This is a genomic window from Phenylobacterium sp. (assembly GCF_036502675.1).
Classification (GTDB): Bacteria; Pseudomonadota; Alphaproteobacteria; order Caulobacterales; family Caulobacteraceae; genus Phenylobacterium.
On record NZ_DASXYF010000055.1, the window covers coordinates 12,394 to 29,559 of the forward strand.

Sequence of the window (17,166 nt, forward strand, 5' to 3'; positions counted from 1 at the left end):
CCAACCCTATTCGGCCGCGACCTTTTCCGGCTCGCGCTCGGCGGCGTAGAATTGCTGGAAGTACTGCCGGAAGCGCAGGATCTGGCCGTCGCCGTCGCACAGCAGCGGCTTGGCCCGGTGGATCTTGTGCTGCCAGATCGGCAGGTCGGCGATCACGCCCTTGGCGCCGGCGATGCTGGCGCAGGCCTGCTGCAGCGCCGCCTCTTCCGCGGAGCCGGGTTGGGCCACCGGGTGGGTGAAGCAGAAGCGTATCTCCGCGTCGTCGGCCTCGATCGGCGTCACCAGCACCAGCAGCCACACCGTGGCCACCCCCTGCAGCATAGTGATCTTCTGGCCGGCGCCGTTCATCACCGTCCGTATGGAGGTGGCGATCCGCTTGCTGCCCCCGTCCGGCAGGTCGATCTCGCGCCAGCCGTCGGACCCCGTGCGCCGGACGTGGCCCTCGTAGCTCGAGGCGCCCTCCGGCACGGCCGGCGTCTCGTGCACGAACGCGAAGTGGGCGGTGTCGATGCCGTTCTCGGCGACCTCCTGCGGATTGATCGCGCAGCGCCACTCGAAGCGGGTCTGCCGGGCCCAGGCCGGGTCGGTGAACTCCGGATATACCGCCACGTCGAACAGCGGCTGGATGTCGTGCGGGTGATACCAGCACCAGATGACGCCGTTGGCCTCGCGGACCGGATAGCTGCCGATCACCGGCTCGCGCCTGCAGACCGGCGGCGTCACCTTGGCGTAGGGGATGTCCTTGCAGTAGCCGTCGGCGTCATAGCCCCAGCCGTGGAAGGGACAGCGGATCAGCTCGCCGTCCACCTTGCCGCCGTAGCCGATGTGCGCGCCCAGATGCGGGCAGTGGGCGTCGAGCATCACCGCCCGGCCCGACCCGTTGCGGAACATCACCAGGTCGCGGCCGAAGTAGTGCAGGGGCCGCACCTCGCCCGTCGCCAACTCGTCGCAGTAGCCCACGAAGAACCAGCCGTACGGAATACCCATCGGAAAGCGCTGGACCTGCGGCATTGGTTTCCTCGTCCCGGCCGATTTGACGGGGCCGTTGTCCGGCCCCGGGGTTCGACGCCGCATTGTAGGGCTGGCGACAGGATGCGGAAGCGCGCGCCGATGGAAGTACTGTTCACCCAGAACGCCTAATCGGCGGCCATCCCGCCGCCTGGGGCGGCGCCGTACAGGTGGTCCGCAAGGGCGCGCAGCGACGCCGCCGACGGGCGCGTCTTCCCCAGCTTGAAATGGGTGGTCAGGTAGTCGATGAACGCCCGCGTCGCGGTGGGCGTGATGCCGGAGGGGAACACGGCGCTGACTTCCTGGTCGTAGAAGGTCCACTCGTCCTGCATCGCCACGATGCGCCCGTCGAGCAGGTCGTTGCGCACCACGGCGACCGGCAGGTGCGCCAGGCCCAGGCCCTGGCGCGTCGCCCAGCGCAGCGCGATGCCGCTGTTGCTGACCCAGTTGCCGCTGACCCGCACCCGCACGCCGCCGTTGAAATGATACTGGCCGCTGATGTTGCTCAGGCAGTTGTGGCGGGCCAGGTCGCGGGGCGAGGCGGGCCAGCCATGCCGGGCGACATAGTCCGGCGAGGCGCACAGGCAGTAGGACATGTAGCCGAACAATCGCGCGTGCGCCGAGGAGTTCTCCAGCGCCCCGTAGCGGATCACCACGTCGAACCGCTCGGGCGCCAGGTCGGTCTCGCGCAGGTAGACGATGGCCTCGATGGCGATGTCGCGATGGACGGCGCTGAAGTCGGCCAGCAGCGCCGACATGAAGTCCGAACCGAAGGTGTCGCTGAGCGCGATGCGCAGACGGCCCACCGGCCGCGACTGGAACTGGGCCATCGACCGCTCGACGTCCCCCAGTTCGCCGCGCAGGGCGCGGCACCGCTCGAAGAACAGCTCGCCGGCCGCCGTCAGCGACAGCCGCCGCGTGGTGCGCACCATCAGCTGGGCGCCCAGCCTGGCCTCCAGGTCGCTCACCACCTTCGAGACGAAGGACTTCGACACGCCCAGCGCCTCGGCCGCCCGCGTGAAGCTTCCCGCCTCCACCACGGCGAGAAATTCGTCGATCCCGTGCCACGAGGTCATACGCACCCCTTCGCCGCCGCTTCGACCATAGGCGCAAAACGCTGCGGCCTGAACGGCTGCGGACTGCGAGTCCCTAAACCGATCGTTAAGCCTAACCGGAGATTATCCGCGGGGGCCATCCAGGAGGATGTCGAGGGGGATATGTCGACGACACGCGCGGCGCTGACCGACGAAGACATCCGCACGCTGGTGAAGGGCGCCACTGCCGACGAACGCGCGGTGGCGGCGCACAAGCTCTGCCGCACCATCGAGCGGGCGACGCTCACCGACGAGGAGCGCGAGCGGGCCCACGACATCCTGCGGGTGATGTGCCGCGACGCCGCCGACCTGGTGCGCCGCGCCGTCGCCGTGACCCTGAAGACCTCGCCGGCAGTGCCGCGCGACGTGGCGCTGCGGCTGGCGCGCGACATCGAGAGCGTCTCCCTGCCGATGCTGTCGTTCTCGCCGGCCTTCACCGACGAGGACCTGGCCGAGATCGTCCGCCTGGGCGGGCCGGTGCGGCAGGTGGCCATCGCCAAGCGGCCGCAGCTGTCGCAGGCCGTCACCGAGGTGATCGCCGAAGTGGGGAGCGAACGCGCCGTCGAGGCGGCCTGCGCCAACGACAACGCCGACTTCGGCGAGAAGACCCTGCAGAAGGTGATCGACCGCTTCGAGCAGTCCGAGCGCGTGCTGGCCGCCGTCGCCTATCGCAACGTGCTGCCGCCGGCGGTCACCGAGAAGCTGATCGACCTGGTGGGCGACCAGGTGCTGGACCACCTGGTCACCGCCCACGCGCTGTCGCCCGACACGGCCCTGCAGATCGCCATGGGCGCCAAGGAGCGGGCCACGATCGACCTGGTGGACCAGGCCGGCCGAACCTCCGACGTCAAGGCCTTCGTGGCCCACCTGAACAAGCATCAGCGCCTGACCGCGTCCCTGCTGCTGCGCGCCCTGGCGCACGGGCACATGACCTTCTTCGAGTGGGGAATCGCCGAGCTGGCCGGGGTGCCGCACCACCGCACCTGGCTGATGATCCACGACGCGGGGCCCCTGGGCCTTCGCGCCATCTACGAGCGGGCCGGCCTGCCGGCGCGGCTGCTGCCGGCGTTCCGCGCCGGCGTCGACACCTTCCACACTATAGAGTTGGACGGCGGCGCCCGCGACCGCGAGCGGTTCCAGGAACACATGCTGCAGCGCTTCCTCACCCAGGCGCAGACCGTCTGCCGCGAGGATGTCGACTACCTGCTGGACAAGGTCGACCGCATCACTGGCGACGCCCGCCGTTCCGCCCGGACGGTGCAGAGCGCCTGACCGGCGAACCGTCCGCGAGGCTTGCCCGCGGCGGCCGGCGGGCCCAAGTTACGGCCATGACCGACGCTCAAGCTCCCGCCCGCGCCGTGCCGGCCGCCACCGTCATGCTTCTCCGCGACGACCCGGCCTTCGAGGTGCTGATGGTCAAGCGCCACGACAAGACCCGGACCCACGGCGGCGCCCTGGTGTTTCCGGGCGGCAAGACCCACGACGACGACCTCGACCCGGACTGGGCCGCCCACGCCGACGGATGGGGCGACTACGACGACACCCAGCGCGGCCTGCGCATCGCCGCCGTGCGCGAGGTGTTCGAGGAGGTGGGCGTGCTGCTGGCCCGCCGCGCCGACGGCGGCGCGATCGGCGCCGACGCCTGCCCGATCGAGGTCCGCAAGGCGGTGGACGCCGGGACGACCAAGTTCCTGGACGTGGTGACGGGCCTGGACGCCCGCATCGACCTGCACGCCGTGGTGGCGTTCGCCCGCTGGATCACGCCGACGATCACGGCGCACCGGTTCGACACCTGGTTCTACGTCGCCCACGCCCCCGCCGATCAGCTCGGGGTCTGCGACGGGCGCGAGACGGTGGACCTGGAGTGGGTGAGGCCCGGGGAGGCGCTGCGTCTATGGCGCGCCGGCGAGCGCAAGGTGGTGTTCCCCACCCGCACCAACCTGGGCCTGCTTGGCGAGGCGGCCAGCGCCGCCGACGCGATCTCCCGGGCGAGGTCGCGGCCGTTCATCAGCGTCCAGCCCAGCGTGGAGGAGCGCCCCGAGGGCCGCGTCCTGGTGCTGCCGCCCGACGCCGGCTACGGCGCGGTCGAGGTGCCGGTGGCGATGGCCGGATAGGGAGGCTAGACGCCGGTCTCGGTGACCCGGCGTTCCAGCTCGGTCACCAGCACCTTGCCCACCGGGTGGTCGTCGGTCTTGATGTCGTCGCGGATGGCGGCCTTGATGCCGTCGATATGCGCGTCGATCAGCGCCATGGAGGCGCCCGTGCGCTTCTCCTTGTCGTCGATCAGCTTGCAGAGCGAGGCCGCGATGCGGGTGATCAGCGGGAATTCGTAGGTCGCCCCCAGGCCCTTGAGGTCGTGGGCCCGCAGGTAGAGCGACTCCAGGGTTTCCGGCGTCGAGCCCTCGGCGCGCACGCGCTGGCGCGCCTGCTCGAGCTTCGACACCTCGTCCTGCAGCCACTGGGCGAAGTTGCCCGACAGGCTTTTCAGGGCGGCTTCGGCCTTGGCGATGGCGCTGGGATCGATGGCGCCGAACCGGCCGCCGACCTTCAGGCGCAGGGTGTTGGGGACTTGAATAAGCTGCCCCGGATTTTGCTGGCTCACGCGGGCCTCCATGTCGATTGCGCCAATAAGTACCGGGCAGGCGTTAATAAACCGATGAGGGGATCAGACCGAAAACTGCTCGGCCAGCACGCGCTCCTCGAGGCTGCGGCCGGCGTCGAACAGCATGGTCAGGCTGAGGCCGCGGTCTTCCGCCACCTGCACGCGGACCACGTCGCGCACCTCGAAGTTGTCGGCCACGGCGCTCACCGGCCGCTTGTCGGCCTCGAGGATGTCGAAAGTCACCCGGGCGGTGTGGGCCAGGAGGGCGCCGCGCCAGCGGCGGGGGCGGAAGGCGCTGATCGGCGTCAAGGGCAGCACCTTGGCGTCCAGCGGCACGATGGGGCCGTGGGCCGAGAGGTTGTAGGCGGTGGAGCCCGCCGGCGTGGAGATCAGCGCCCCGTCGCACTGCAGCTCCCCCAGGCGCACCTTGCCGTCGACGGTGATCTTCAGCTTCGCCGTCTGCCGAGTCTGGCGCAGCAGCGAGACCTCGTTGATGGCCAGCGCGTCGTGCGTGCGGCCTTCGGCGTCCAGCGTCGACATGCGCAGAGGATGGATCACCGCGCGCTCGGCGCCGGCGATGCGCGCCGGCAGGTCCTGCGCGCTGTACTCGTTCATCAGGAAGCCCACTGAGCCGCGGTTCATGCCGTAGATCGCGCAGGGCCGGCCGATGTGCCGGTGCAGGGTCTCCAGCATGAAGCCGTCGCCGCCCAAGGCCACGACCACGTCGGCCTCGGACGGCGGGAGCTCGCCGTAGCGGGCGACGAGCTCGCGGCGGGCCTCTTCGGCCTCGGGCCGGTCGCTGGCGACGAAGGCGATGCGGGTGGCTAGGGGGTCGGGCCAGGTCATGGGCCGGCCAGGAAGAGCCAGGCCGCCCGGCTTGTCAAACGGACTGCACGGCCTGGCGGAACGCCGCCCCGGCGACCGCCGGCGAGAACGAGCCGAAGGCGCCGGCCGCGCGCCGCCCGCCTTCCGCCCCGCCGCGCGGCCGGCCGCCGTTCAGCTTGCGGACCAGTTCGAGGATGGTGGGAAAGACGCTGCGGTCGATGCCCACCGCCGCGCAGGCCAGGCCGAGGATTTCCGGCTGGTCGCTGTCGATCGCCCGCTGGACCTCCCGCGGCTCGAAGCGGCCCAGGGCGGCCAGGCTCTCGACGAACAACGACAGCTTGCGTTCCCTGAGCGCCCGCAGCAGGTAGCCGGGGCGGAGCTGGCCGGCATGCTCCAGCTTGTCCACCAGCCGCCGCTCCATCGCTACGCGCCGTCCGTCGCCGCCGTGCGCCGCCGGCCCCGCCGTCGGCTGGCCGCCGTGCGCCTCGCGCACCGCCTCGCCCAGCGCCGCGTCCAGCGCCTCGGCGTCCAGGTGGAAACGGCCGACCAGGGCCTGGCGCAGCGACTGGCCCACCCAGACGTACAGTTCGTACGCCAGGTCCCGGGTGAGCTGCGGATGGCGCGTCAGCGGCGAGCGCAGGGAGGCGATCCGGCACGAGACGGCGACCAACTGATGCAGGTCGCCGCGGGACAGTTCGGTGGAGACGTTGCCGGCGAGCGCGGTCAGCACCGCCGGCTCGGCCTGCCGCAGGATGGCGCTCACCACCGGCGGTCCCAGCTTCGGCCGGCGCGCCACCTCGATCTGATGGTCGATGGTGGCTTCGAGCAGCAGCCGCACCAGGTCGGAGTCCTGCAGGACCGGGCTCGCCGCGATGATCGGCCGGGCGATCTCGATGTCGTCCAGCGCCAGCAGGTTGACCAGGGCCGGCGGCGCCCAGGTCGCCTCGGCCAGCTTGTCGGCCAGCCGGATGCGGATGTCGCGCTCGGCCTCGGCCACCACGCCCAGGAAGATCGAGCTCAGCAGCTTCTGCACCGGGGCGGTGGACATCACCCGCGCGCTCCGGCGCGCGTCGCAGAGCTCCACCAGCGCCAGCAGCAGATGCTCGCGGTCGGCCGGCGCACGGCTGCGGGCGATCTGCAGGAGGCCGTCGTCGCCCGCGGCGAAGTTCATCAGGAACTCTCCGTCGATGCGAACAACCCCGAACGTGAATGTTACCGCGTCGCATGAAAACATGGTTAACAGCGCCAATAGTTCGCCGCGTAGGCACGCCGCGCCATCGTTCTGTTATGGACGGGGTGCATGGCTTGGCTTTACGAGCATGGGTAATCGTTATCGGACGCCGCCCCAGGCCGGGGCGATGGAGAGAGCTGTAAGGTGTTGCGACGCCATTTCTTTCTTGCAGGCGCGATCGCGATCCTGATGCTCATGGTGGTCGCGGTCGGCGCCAAGCTCATGCTGGGCCAAGGCGGAACGGCGGGGGCCGCGCCGGCGGGCAAGGGGCGCGGCGCTGACGGCGGTGCGCCGGTGAGCGTCGCCACCGTGACGACCCAGGGCTTCGCCGACGCCATCGAGGTGCTGGGCGTGACCAAGGGCCGCCAGTCGGTGACCCTGACCGCCGCCGCCACCCAGCTCGTCCAGAAGGTCAATTTCCATGACGGCCAGTACGTGCCCCGCGGCGCGGTGCTGGTGGAGCTGAAGAGCTCCGAGCAGGACGCCGACGTCGCCCAGGCCGACGCCAAGCGCCTGCAGGCCGAGCGCGAGTTCGAGCGCTGGAAGACGCTGGCCGACAAAGGGTTCGCGGCGAAGTCCTCGGTGGACCAGTACGAGGCCGCCTACCTCTCGGCCGTCGCCGACCTGAACGCCGCCCAGGCCCGGCGGGGCGACCGCTACATCCGCGCGCCCTTCGCCGGCGTCGTGGGCCTCACCGACGTGGCGCCGGGCGCGCTGGTCAACCCGGGCGCGGCCATCGTCACCCTCGACGACCTGTCGGCCATCCGCGTCGATTTCCCGGTGCCGGAGCGCTACCTGTCGGTGCTGCACGAGGGCCAGGCGATCACCGGCGCCGTGGACGCCTATCCGGGCCTGAGCATCTCCGGCCGTATCGCCAAGCTCGACACCCGCGTCGACGAGCGCACCCGCGCGATGACCGCCCGCGCCCAGTTCGCCAATCCCGACCGGCGGCTGAAGCCCGGCATGCTGGTGCGCGTGGCCGTCGCCCATGGCCAGCGCCAGAGCCTGGCCGCGCCCGAGGCCGCGGTCTCCGTCCAGGGTGATGCGGCCTTCGTCTACGTGATCGCCGCGAAAGGCCGCGGATTCGTCGCCGAGCAGCGCCCGGTGCTCACCGGCGCCCGCCAGCGGGGCTTCGTGGAGCTGAAGGAAGGCGCAAAGGCCGGCGAGCGCCTGGTGGCCGACGGGCTCAACAAGATCCAGCCCGGCCAGCCGGTGCATCCCCTGGGCGCGGCGGGCGCGCCGCCGCCCGGCGCCCGCGCGGCGTCATGATGCTCTCCGACATCTCTGTCCGGCGTCCGGTGCTGGCGGCGGTGGCGGCGATCATCCTCTGCGTCGTGGGCCTGGCGGCCTTCGCCGCCCTGTCGGTGCGGGAGCTCCCCAGCGTCGACCCGCCGGTGGTCTCGATCTCCACCACCTATCTGGGCGCATCGGCCGAGGTGATCGAGGAGCGGATCACCCAGGTGATCGAGCGCCAGGTGGCCGGCATCCAGGGCATCGACCGTGTCACCTCGTCCTCCCGCGACGGCCTTTCGCGGATCAACATCTCCTTCACCCTGGACCACAACCTGGACGACGCCGCCAACGACGTGCGCGACGCGGTGAGCCGGGTGGTCTCCCTGCTCCCGAGCCAGGCCGACCCGCCGCAGATCGCCAAGGCGAACGCCGACTCGCAACCGATCATGTTCTTCAGCCTGACGTCGTCGACGATGAACCGGCTGCAGCTTTCCGACTACGCCGACCGCTATCTCGTCGAGCGGTTCTCGACCGTGCCCGGCGTCGCCCAGGTGTTCGTGAACGGCGGCCAGCTCTATTCCATGCGCATCTGGCTCGATCCCGCCGCCATGGCCGCGCGGGGGATCACCATCGACGATGTCGAGGCCGCGCTGAACGCCCAGAACCTGGAGCTGCCGGCGGGCGCCCTGGAGGCCCCGGCCAAGGACTTCACCATCCGCGTCGCCCGCACCTATTCGCGGCCGGAGGACTTCGTCCGCCTGCCGATCCCCGTGGCGAAGGCTCAGCCGGCGCCCGCCGGCGTGGCCTCGGCCGCCAGAGGCGACGCCTATGTGACGCGCCTGGGGGACATCGCCCGGGTGGAGGAGGGGCCGGACGACCGGCGGCGCACCTTCCGCACCAACGGTCACGAGCAGGTGGGCCTGGGCGTCACCCGCCAGTCGCAGGCCAACGACCTGCAGATCTCCCAGGGCGTGCGCAAGCTGATCGCCGAGGTCAACCGTTCCCTGCCCAAGGGGACCAAGCTGGAGGTGGTGGTCGACTTCACCGTCTTCACCGCCCAGGCGATCCATGAGGTGTGGATCACCATGGGGATCTCGCTCGCCCTGGTCGCGCTCGTGAACTACCTGTTCCTCGGCACCTGGCGCGCCGCCCTGATCCCCTCGATCGTGGCCCCCATCTGCATCCTCTCCACCTTCATCGTCCTGGCGCCGCTGGGGTTCTCCATCAACCTGCTCACCCTGCTGGCCCTGGTGCTGGCCATCGGCCTGGTGGTCGACGACGCCATCGTGGTGGTGGAGAACATCCAGCGGCGGATCGACGAGGGTGAGCCGCCGATCATCGCCGCCCAGCGCGGCGCCCGGCAGGTGTTCTTCGCCGTGGCGGCCACCACCGTCGTGCTGATGAGCGTGTTCGCGCCGCTGATGTTCATGCCGGGGTACATCGGCAAGCTGTTCGTCGAACTGGCCGTGGCGATCACCGCGGCGGTGGGGTTCTCCGCCCTGCTGGCCCTCAGCCTTTCACCGATGCTGGCCTCGCGCCTGCTGCGCCCGGCGGCGGGCGCCGGCGTGGTCGCCCGCACCGTCGAACGACTGGTGCACGTCGTGCGCCAGTCCTACCGCGCCTCGCTGGAAAGCCTGCTGGGCCGCCGCGCCGTCTCGGTCGTGGCCGTCGCGCTGGTGCTGCTCCTGGCCCTCGCCGCCGGCGGCCTGTTCAGCGTCCTGCCGCGGGAGCTGACGCCGCAGGAGGACCGCGGCCGCGTCCAGCTCAACATTCAGGGGCCGGAGGGCTCCGGGTTCGACTACGTGGACGCAGGCGTGCGGCGGCTCGAGCCGATCCTGCAGAGATACCTGCGCGAGGGCGTGCTGGACCGCTACGTGGTCGGCCAGCCGCGGTTCAACTCGGCCCAGTTCAACACCGCCTTCGGCAACGCCGCCCTGCCCGACCAGGGCAAGCACAAGATGACCTCCGAGGCGCTGGCGGCGCAGCTCAACAAGGAGTTCGCGGCGGTCACCTCGATCCGCGCCATCGCCATCCCGCAGGGCGGCCTGCAGCGCGGGGGGGGCGGCGGAGGCGGAGGGGGCAACAGCGTCGACCTGATCGTCGCCGGCGACGACTATCCGCAGATCGAGCGCTGGATCCAGCCGGTCTTGACGGCGGCGCTCGCCAATCCCGGCATGTCCCGGGCGCGCCTGGATTACGAGCCCACCAGCCCGCGGCTGATCGTCGACTTCGACCGCGAGAAGGCCGCAGCTCTCGGGGTCTCGGCCGAGTCCGTCGGCCACGCGCTCGAGGCGATGTTCGGCTCGGAGAAGGTCACCACCTACATCAAGCAGGGGCAGGAGTACGACGTCATCCTGCAGACCGACCGCGCCGGCCGCCAATCGGAGAGCGACCTCAACCGCCTGTACGTGCGCACCGCCGCCGGCGCGCCCGTGCCGCTCTCGGCCCTGGTCACCAGCCGGGTGCGCGGCGACACGCCGGACCGTTCGCGCGTCGACCGGCTGCGCGCCATCACCCTGACGGTCCAGCTCAATCCCGGCTATCCCGTCTCCCAAGCCATCGACTTCTTCCGCGGCGAGATCGCCAAGCACCCCTCGGGCTTCACCATCAAGTGGGGCTCGGCGGCCCGCGACTACCTGGAGGCCAGCGGCGCGGTGGGCCTGGCCTTCGGCCTGGCGCTGGTGCTGGTGTTCCTGGTGCTGGCGGCGCAGTTCGAGAGCTGGATCCACCCGGCGGTGATCATGATGACCGTGCCGGTGGCGGCGCTGGGCGGGCTGTTCGGCCTGCTGATCGCCGGGTCGTCCATCAACACCTACAGCCAGATCGGCCTGATCATCCTGGTGGGCATCGCCGCCAAGAACGGCATCCTGATCGTGGAGTTCGCCAACCAGCTGCGCGACCAGGGGCTGTCGATCCGCGAGGCGGTGATCGAGTCCGCCTCGCTGCGCCTGCGGCCGATCGTGATGACCTCGATCTCGGCGGCGGCGGGCGCGATCCCGCTGATCGTCTGGGGCGGGGCCGGCGGCGAGAGCCGTAAGACCATCGGGGTGGTGGTGTTCTTCGGGGCCATCTTCACCACCATGGTGACCCTGTTCGTCGTGCCGGTGTTCTACAACATGCTGGCCCGCTTCACGATGTCGCCCGAGGCCGTGGCCCGCCGCATCGAGGCCTTCGAACGGGACGAGAAGATCACCGCCGCCAACGCCGCGGAGTAACGCGGGCCGGCGACCTAATTCGCCGGGGGCTTGTAGCCGCTCTCCACGGCCAGGTAGGCGATGACGTCCGTCCGGTCCTTGGGGTCCTTGTAGCCGGGGAAGGTCATCTTGGCGCCCGGCAGGAAACCCCTCGGGGAGGACAGCCACTTGTCGAGGTCGGGCAGGTCCCAGACGAAGCTCGCAGCCTTCACCGCGTCGGAATAGGCGAAGCCCGGCGCCGAGCCGGGCTTGCGGCCGAACACGCCGTAGAGGTTCGGGCCGGTCATGTTGGCCCCGCCCGGCGTGATCGTGTGGCAGGACTTGCAGACCCCGAACTTCGCCTCGCCGTCCTTGAGGTCGGCGGTGTTGTAGGGGGCGGGCAGGGCGGCGAGCGCCGCGGCCTTCTCCGCCTCGGTGGGCGGGGGCGGCGGAGGCGGGCCGGAGGACGAAGGCGAGGGCTTGCCGCATCCCGCCAGCGCCGCGGAAAGGCCGGCTGCAACCATCATCAACCCCAACCGCCGCATAGGTTCCGCTCCTCGAAAATGCGCGGCGCAAGCTAGCCGAAGCGCCTGCCGATGCAAGGTCAGCGCGGCCGCCGCCGCGCCCGGCTCACCATCTCGTCCAGGGCCTGCAGGAATTGCGAGCGGTCCCGGCGGTCGAAGGGCTTCGGACCGCCCATGATGTCGCCGGTGGAGCGGAGCTGCTCCATCAGCGCCCGCTGGGCGAGGGCCGATCCGATGGAGTCCACGGTGAACGCCCGCCCGTTCGGCCCCAGCGCCAGGGCCCCGGCCTTCAGCGCCCGGTCGGCCAGCGGAATGTCGCTGGTCACCACCACGTCGCCGGGCTGCGCCCGTTCGGCGATCCAGTCGTCGGCCACGTCGGGACCGGCGTCGACGATCACCCGTTCGATGCGCGGCGAGGCCGGGACCAGCATGAAGCTGTTGGCCACCACCCAGGTCTTCAGCCCGTAGCGCTGGGCGACCTTGTAGACCTCGTCCTTCACCGGGCAGGCGTCGGCGTCGATGAAGATCTCCATCGCTCTCGCGGCGTCGGTCACGGGGGCGATCCTGTCTGCGGGGGTCTTGCTCCTAGCACCGTGGCGGCGCCCCCGCCGGAATTCCTCAGCCCCCGAAGTTGTAGCGCAGCCGCACGCCGAACATCCGCGGCTCGATGTAGCTCGCCGCGGATACGCCGATCGCATAGTAGAAGATCTGCGACGCGGCCTTGGCCTTCTTGTCGAGCACGTTGGTCATGAAGAATTCCGCGTCCACCGGGCTGCCGCCGACCCGGTTCCACGCCGCGCCGAGATTCACCAGCGTGTAGTCGCCCAGGGTGTCCCCGGGCTGGATCTGGTCGGTGGTGCGGAAGGCGCCCTGGTAGCTCACCGCCGCGCTGACGCTGGGGTCGCCCAGGCTCTCGTCCACCGGCAGACGGTATTTCACCGAGACGCCGTACTTGTTCTTCGGCGTGAACGGCAGCCGGGTGCCGGCGATGTCCGTGATGGCGTTGGTGCGCGCGTCGAGGAACAGGTACTTGCCGTAGGTCGCGTCGAGGTGGGAATAGTTGAAGTCCACCTGCAGGCCCTCGACGGGCCGGGCGGTGACCTGGGCCTCGAAGCCCTTGATCTTGGCCGAGGACGCGTTGGACAGGAAGGTCAGTATCCCGCCGCCGGGGATCGGATTGTCCCGGAAGACGCTGCGCTGGATGTCCAGGTAGTCGTCCTTGAACGCGGCGAGGTTGGTCCGCAAGGGCATGCCGGCCAGGTGGAAGTCGGCCTTCACGCCGATCTCGTGGTCGGTGACCTTCTCAGGGCCGAAGGACGAGGGGATCAGGGGGTTGGCGTTCACGTTGAACCCGCCGCTCTTGTAGCCCGAGCGCATGGTTCCGTAGACCAGGATGTCCGGCGTCACCTTGTAGTCCAGGCCCAGGGTGTAGGTCGGGGCCTTCCACGTGCCGTCGAGGCGGATCAGGCAGTTCGGGAAGAAGGCGTTGTTGATGGTGCTGCAGGGCCGCCCGGGCGTTTCCCTCCAGGCGGTCGAGCTGTAGTGCCGCGTATCCCAGGTGTAGCGGTAGCCCCCCGTCAGCTTCAGGCCGCTCAGCACCTGCGAGAACGTGCCGAAGTCCAGCGTCGCCTGGCCGAAGGCCGCCGACGTCGTCGAGTTCAGGTGCGACTCCGTAATGGTGAGGGTGCCGAGCGAAATGCCCTGGATGGTCTGCAGCCCATAGGGATAGGTGTTCTGGTAGTAACCGCCGACCACCCAGTCGAGCTTGCCGTCCAGCCACTTTCCGGAAAGCTGCGCTTCCTCGGTGAGGTACTCGTTGCGGGACTCGCCGACGCCCGAAGTGTTCCCGTGGTACGGGCTCCTGATCCACTGGGTGATGGGGGCCGTCGTGCCGTCGTTGTCGAAGCCGCCGGAGGCCCGGGAGCGGGAGAAGCTGGCGATGTTCTTGAAGGTCAGGCTGTAGGGCAGCTGCAGCGTCGAGGTGTTCACGGCGATGAGGGTCTTCGTGTACCACCAGTGCTCGGCCGTGCCCTGCGTAATCCGGACGCCCAGCGCTTGCTGGTTGGCCAGTTGCGACTGGAGGAGCGCCAGGCCGAAGGTCCTCTGCGCCGGGCCGGTCGGATTGACGTCGGTGACGATTATGCCCGTGCCCCTGGTGGACGACCGGGTGAAGTTGGCCACCAGGGAGTTCTCGAACTTGTCGCTCGGCGTGAACAGCACGCCGGCCCGCAGCGTGTAGTAGTTGATGTTGTCGAGGTCCGCGCCGTCGCTAAGGTTGCGCGTGAAGCCGTCGCGCTTGCGGCTGTCGGCGCCCAGGCGGATCTTCAGCACGTCGGGCAGCGGGGCGAAATTGACGACCCCGGACAGTTCCCGGTTGTTGTAGTTGCCGACGCCCGCCTGGATGAAGCCCTCGTTCTGGTTGGTCGGGCGCTGCGGGCTGAACAGGACCGCCCCGCCGGTGGTGTTGCGGCCGAACAGGGTGCCCTGCGGGCCGTTCAGCACCTGCAGGTTCTGCAGGTCGAAATAGAGGCCCGGTCCGCCGGAGACGTACTGCGAGAGCGGCGCGTCGGCGAAATAGACCGTGACGCCTTCGTTGGAGCCCACCGTCGCGCCCTGGCCGCGGATGGCGTAGCGTTGGAAGTCGCGCTGGTTGCCGCTGGAGATGTTCAAGGACGGCACCATGCCCACCAGCTGGCGGGCCGTGGTTACCTGGGCGTCACGCAATCGCTCCGGTGTAAAGGCGGTGACCGCCACCGGCACGTCCTGCAGCCGCTCCTCCCGCCGGCGGGCGGTGACCACCACCTCCTCCAGGTCCGAGGCGCGGCTCGCCGCAGGCGTCGCCGCCGGCTGGGCCAGGGCCGGCGCACCCGCCAGCATGGCCGCCAGGGAAGCGCCGCACCACGCCGCACGGCGTCCGATCATGGTGTCGATCATGTCCGTAACCCCCCAATGTTCGGCGTCGTGATCGCGCCGTAGCTCTGCTAATTATTCACAGGATATCAAAAGAGTCACTGGAATTGAAGAGCGTACCGCAGGTTGTCCGCCTCTGCCGGCTGTCAGGTAAAGATGAAGGCGGTTTCCCGAGGCGGCCGACTGCGGACCGCCATCTTTCGGATGCGGTCGGATAGTCATGGATACATCCTCAAGGTTGTGGTCCTGCTGCGAAGTCGCACGGCGACTGCGCGCGGGCGGGACCCGCCCGCTGAACATTGGACAGGCCGGGACCAGCGCAGGATACTGGGGGGAAGGGGCGCCGCTTCCGCCGCGCGCCCCGCAACGACGGAGCAGGGAGGTTCCAATGGACGTGGGCAGGAAGGTGCTGGTGCCGCCAATTGCGCCGATCGCCGCCAACACCGAGGTGTTCGACGCCGGCGCGGTCAGCTTCGGCGTCGAGTATCGCCGGCTTGACGACGACATCGTCGGCAAGCACCTCTCCGAACAGGACGCGCGTCGCCTGGCGGACATCGAGCGAAAGGGCGGCGCCGACGACCGCGGCGTCTCCATCCATGTCTACGGGCGCGACGGCCACGAGTACCTGCGGTTCGACTGCTTCGACAACGGGCCGCACTACCACTACATCACGCCCGGCCAGGACCATCAGGTCGTGGTGACCTTCGACGCCGCCGCCAACGGCGATCCGCTGGACTGGACCCTGACGGCGCTGCGCGGACGCCTGGTCCCCATGCTGCGCGAAGCCGGCGGCGGCGCCTACGCCGACGCCTGCGACCCGGGGCTCGTCAACGACGTGCTGGCCCGCGTCGAGCACGCCGCCCGGGCGGCGGCGGGGTAGGGCGAAGGCCGGGGCGCATCTGCAGCGATGAAGTGGCCGCCCGGCAGCGGCTCGGCGCACAGCAAGGCCGCATCCGCCGCAGGGCGCGCCGATAGCGCGCGAGCCTGACGAAGCTAAGGGCGGCCGGCATGTTACAAGGCGATCACCGGCGCGGAAGAGGACAGGGCATGTCGACCGATCAGCGCCGTGGTGGTCCCGCGCCCCCGGTGCGGCTGGCCTTCTTCCAGCGGCTTGGACCCGGGCTGATCACCGGGGCGGCCGACGACGACCCCAGCGGCGTCGCCACCTATTCCCAGGCCGGCGCCCAGTTCGGGCTGAACATGCTCTGGACGGTGGCGCTCACCTATCCGCTGATGACCGCCGTCCAGGCGGTGAGCGCCCGCATCGGCCGGGTGACGGGCCGCGGGCTGACCGGGAACCTGACGCGGGTCTTCCCCCGCGGGGCGGTGGGCGCGCTGGTCGCGCTGCTGTTCGTCGCCAACACCATCAATATCGGCGCCGATCTCGCCGCCATGGGCGCGGCCGCCAGCCTGGTGACCGGCCAGGACCAGCACCTCTTCACCTTCGGGTTCGCCGTCGTCTCCCTGGCCCTGATGGTCTTCGTCCCGTACCACCGCTACGTGGGCTTCCTGAAATGGCTGACCATGGCGCTGTTCGCCTATGTGGCCGTGATTTTCACCGTGCAGATCGACTGGGGACAGGTGGCGCTGCGCACCCTCAAGCCGCAGCTCTCGCTCACGACGCCCGTGCTGCTGGTGGTGGTGGCGGTGCTGGGCACGACGATCAGCCCCTACATGTTCTTCTGGGAGACCTCGGAGGAGGTGGAGGATGAGGAGCAGTCCGGCGCCGGCAGCCTGCTCGACCATCCGGAACAGGCCCGCGGGCAGTTCCGCCGCATCGGCTGGGACAACATCGTGGGGATGGGGTTCTCCAACCTGATCGCCTTCTTCATCATCCTGACCACGGCGGTCACCCTGCATGCGCACGGCGTCACCAACATCCAGACCTCCAGCCAGGCGGCCGAAGCGCTCAGGCCGATCGCCGGACCGCTGGCCTTCGGGCTATTCAGCGTCGGGATCGTCGGCGCCGGCCTGCTGGCCGTGCCGGTGCTGGCGGGGTCGGCGGGCTATGCGCTGGGTGAACTGCGGGGATGGCGCTGCGGCCTCGAGCGGCGGGCGAGCGAAGCCCCCGGCTTCTACGGCGTCATCGCCGCCTGCGTGATCCTGGGCCTCGCCGTCGACTATCTGGGGCTGGATCCGATCCGGGCGCTGTTCTGGAGCGCGGTCATCAACGGGGTGATCTCCATGCCGATCATGGCGGCGATGATGGTCGTCGCCACCCGGCGCTCACTGATGGGTCCGTTCGTGACCCCGCCCGGCCAGACCCTGCTGGGCTGGGTCGCTACGGCGCTGATGGGCGCCGCGGTGGCGGCGATGCTGCTGACCCTCTAGGCGTGGCGCCTGCGCGCCGGTTCCGCTCGCGGTCGAATCTCCATGAATAGGGGGTGCGATATATGCTCGACATGGCGCCACGATTGATTTTTACCAATGTAGAAACCGGCATTAAATCTGTCGTGCGGGTGTCGTCAAATCTTCATTTGAAAGGTTGAGAGCCCCAAGCTTCTACAGTCCCCAAAGCAATGAGCGACGCCGGGCCGGGGATAACCCGGTCGGTGATTTAGGGGAC

The 17,166-nt window shown here is 69.8% G+C and carries 14 protein-coding genes; 6 read left to right on the forward strand and 8 right to left on the reverse strand.

The window, feature by feature from the left end:
* Positions 1 to 6: 6 nt before the first annotated feature.
* Both VGL30_RS06430 and VGL30_RS06435 read right to left on the reverse strand, forming a co-directional pair.
* The gene (locus VGL30_RS06430) at positions 7 to 987 is read right to left on the reverse strand and encodes a Rieske 2Fe-2S domain-containing protein (RefSeq protein ID WP_331537991.1); all 981 of its coding nucleotides are present in this window, start codon (positions 985 to 987) and stop codon (positions 7 to 9) included.
* A gap of 149 nt (positions 988 to 1,136) precedes the next feature.
* The gene (locus tag VGL30_RS06435; protein ID WP_331537993.1) at positions 1,137 to 2,084 is read right to left on the reverse strand and encodes a LysR family transcriptional regulator; all 948 of its coding nucleotides are present in this window, start codon (positions 2,082 to 2,084) and stop codon (positions 1,137 to 1,139) included.
* Positions 2,085 to 2,225: 141 nt separating this feature from the next.
* Here VGL30_RS06435 and VGL30_RS06440 point away from each other — a divergent pair, with 141 nt between their 5' ends.
* Positions 2,226 to 3,374 (forward strand): DUF2336 domain-containing protein, encoded by a 1,149-nt coding sequence (locus VGL30_RS06440; protein ID WP_331537995.1) that lies wholly within the window; start codon positions 2,226 to 2,228, stop codon positions 3,372 to 3,374.
* A 56-nt stretch (positions 3,375 to 3,430) separates the two neighbouring features.
* Positions 3,431 to 4,216, forward strand: coding sequence for an NUDIX hydrolase (locus VGL30_RS06445; RefSeq protein WP_331537997.1), 786 nt, complete (start codon positions 3,431 to 3,433; stop codon positions 4,214 to 4,216).
* Positions 4,217 to 4,221: 5 nt separating this feature from the next.
* Here the strand turns inward: VGL30_RS06445 and VGL30_RS06450 are convergent, their stop codons facing one another.
* From VGL30_RS06450 to VGL30_RS06460, 3 genes are read right to left on the reverse strand one after another with little or no spacing between them, the layout of a single operon-like run.
* Positions 4,222 to 4,716, reverse strand: a complete 495-nt coding sequence (locus VGL30_RS06450) for an Hpt domain-containing protein (protein WP_414694963.1) — start codon at positions 4,714 to 4,716, stop codon at positions 4,222 to 4,224.
* A gap of 51 nt (positions 4,717 to 4,767) precedes the next feature.
* A complete protein-coding gene (locus VGL30_RS06455; protein WP_331538001.1) occupies positions 4,768 to 5,550 on the reverse strand; it encodes an NAD kinase in 783 nt (260 codons plus the stop codon).
* A 34-nt stretch (positions 5,551 to 5,584) separates the two neighbouring features.
* Entirely contained in the window at positions 5,585 to 6,700 is a 1,116-nt protein-coding gene (locus VGL30_RS06460; RefSeq protein WP_331538003.1) for a DUF2336 domain-containing protein, read from the reverse strand.
* A 249-nt stretch (positions 6,701 to 6,949) separates the two neighbouring features.
* On the opposite strand from VGL30_RS06460, the gene VGL30_RS06465 reads away from it, so the two are divergent.
* Positions 6,950 to 8,029, forward strand: a complete 1,080-nt coding sequence (locus VGL30_RS06465; protein ID WP_331538005.1) for an efflux RND transporter periplasmic adaptor subunit — start codon at positions 6,950 to 6,952, stop codon at positions 8,027 to 8,029.
* Positions 8,029 to 11,208 carry an efflux RND transporter permease subunit gene (locus VGL30_RS06470; RefSeq protein ID WP_331538051.1) on the forward strand — a complete coding sequence of 1,060 codons (3,180 nt, stop codon included), beginning with the start codon at positions 8,029 to 8,031 and terminating at the stop codon, positions 11,206 to 11,208. Before VGL30_RS06465 ends, VGL30_RS06470 begins: the two co-directional genes overlap by 1 nt.
* Positions 11,209 to 11,222: 14 nt before the next feature.
* Here the strand turns inward: VGL30_RS06470 and VGL30_RS06475 are convergent, their stop codons facing one another.
* The 3 genes from VGL30_RS06475 to VGL30_RS06485 form a co-directional block, all read right to left on the reverse strand.
* Complete coding sequence (locus VGL30_RS06475; protein WP_331538007.1) at positions 11,223 to 11,693, reverse strand: cytochrome c family protein; 471 nt, start codon at positions 11,691 to 11,693, stop codon at positions 11,223 to 11,225.
* Between the two features lie 77 nt (positions 11,694 to 11,770).
* Positions 11,771 to 12,223 carry a YaiI/YqxD family protein gene (locus VGL30_RS06480; RefSeq protein ID WP_331538053.1) on the reverse strand — a complete coding sequence of 151 codons (453 nt, stop codon included), beginning with the start codon at positions 12,221 to 12,223 and terminating at the stop codon, positions 11,771 to 11,773.
* A gap of 85 nt (positions 12,224 to 12,308) precedes the next feature.
* On the reverse strand, positions 12,309 to 14,624 hold the full coding sequence (locus VGL30_RS06485; RefSeq protein ID WP_331538009.1) for a TonB-dependent receptor: 2,316 nt from the start codon (positions 14,622 to 14,624) through the stop codon (positions 12,309 to 12,311).
* 364 nt (positions 14,625 to 14,988) lie between these two features.
* On the opposite strand from VGL30_RS06485, the gene VGL30_RS06490 reads away from it, so the two are divergent.
* On the forward strand, positions 14,989 to 15,480 hold the full coding sequence (locus VGL30_RS06490) for a DUF7700 domain-containing protein (RefSeq protein ID WP_331538012.1): 492 nt from the start codon (positions 14,989 to 14,991) through the stop codon (positions 15,478 to 15,480).
* A gap of 167 nt (positions 15,481 to 15,647) precedes the next feature.
* Complete coding sequence (locus tag VGL30_RS06495; protein WP_331538014.1) at positions 15,648 to 16,931, forward strand: Nramp family divalent metal transporter; 1,284 nt, start codon at positions 15,648 to 15,650, stop codon at positions 16,929 to 16,931.
* The last annotated feature ends 235 nt before the right edge of the window (positions 16,932 to 17,166 follow it).

Coding starts and splice junctions, on each gene's coding strand:
- VGL30_RS06430 (WP_331537991.1), bottom strand. CDS start 987: ATGGGTATTCCGTACGGCTGGTTCTTCGTGGGCTACTGCGACGAGTTG.
- VGL30_RS06435 (WP_331537993.1), bottom strand. CDS start 2,084: ATGACCTCGTGGCACGGGATCGACGAATTTCTCGCCGTGGTGGAGGCG.
- VGL30_RS06440 (WP_331537995.1), top strand. CDS start 2,226: ATGTCGACGACACGCGCGGCGCTGACCGACGAAGACATCCGCACGCTG.
- VGL30_RS06445 (WP_331537997.1), top strand. CDS start 3,431: ATGACCGACGCTCAAGCTCCCGCCCGCGCCGTGCCGGCCGCCACCGTC.
- VGL30_RS06450 (WP_414694963.1), bottom strand. CDS start 4,716: ATGGAGGCCCGCGTGAGCCAGCAAAATCCGGGGCAGCTTATTCAAGTC.
- VGL30_RS06455 (WP_331538001.1), bottom strand. CDS start 5,550: ATGACCTGGCCCGACCCCCTAGCCACCCGCATCGCCTTCGTCGCCAGC.
- VGL30_RS06460 (WP_331538003.1), bottom strand. CDS start 6,700: ATGAACTTCGCCGCGGGCGACGACGGCCTCCTGCAGATCGCCCGCAGC.
- VGL30_RS06465 (WP_331538005.1), top strand. CDS start 6,950: ATGCTCATGGTGGTCGCGGTCGGCGCCAAGCTCATGCTGGGCCAAGGC.
- VGL30_RS06470 (WP_331538051.1), top strand. CDS start 8,029: ATGCTCTCCGACATCTCTGTCCGGCGTCCGGTGCTGGCGGCGGTGGCG.
- VGL30_RS06475 (WP_331538007.1), bottom strand. CDS start 11,693: ATGATGGTTGCAGCCGGCCTTTCCGCGGCGCTGGCGGGATGCGGCAAG.
- VGL30_RS06480 (WP_331538053.1), bottom strand. CDS start 12,223: ATGGAGATCTTCATCGACGCCGACGCCTGCCCGGTGAAGGACGAGGTC.
- VGL30_RS06485 (WP_331538009.1), bottom strand. CDS start 14,624: ATGATCGACACCATGATCGGACGCCGTGCGGCGTGGTGCGGCGCTTCC.
- VGL30_RS06490 (WP_331538012.1), top strand. CDS start 14,989: ATGGACGTGGGCAGGAAGGTGCTGGTGCCGCCAATTGCGCCGATCGCC.
- VGL30_RS06495 (WP_331538014.1), top strand. CDS start 15,648: ATGTCGACCGATCAGCGCCGTGGTGGTCCCGCGCCCCCGGTGCGGCTG.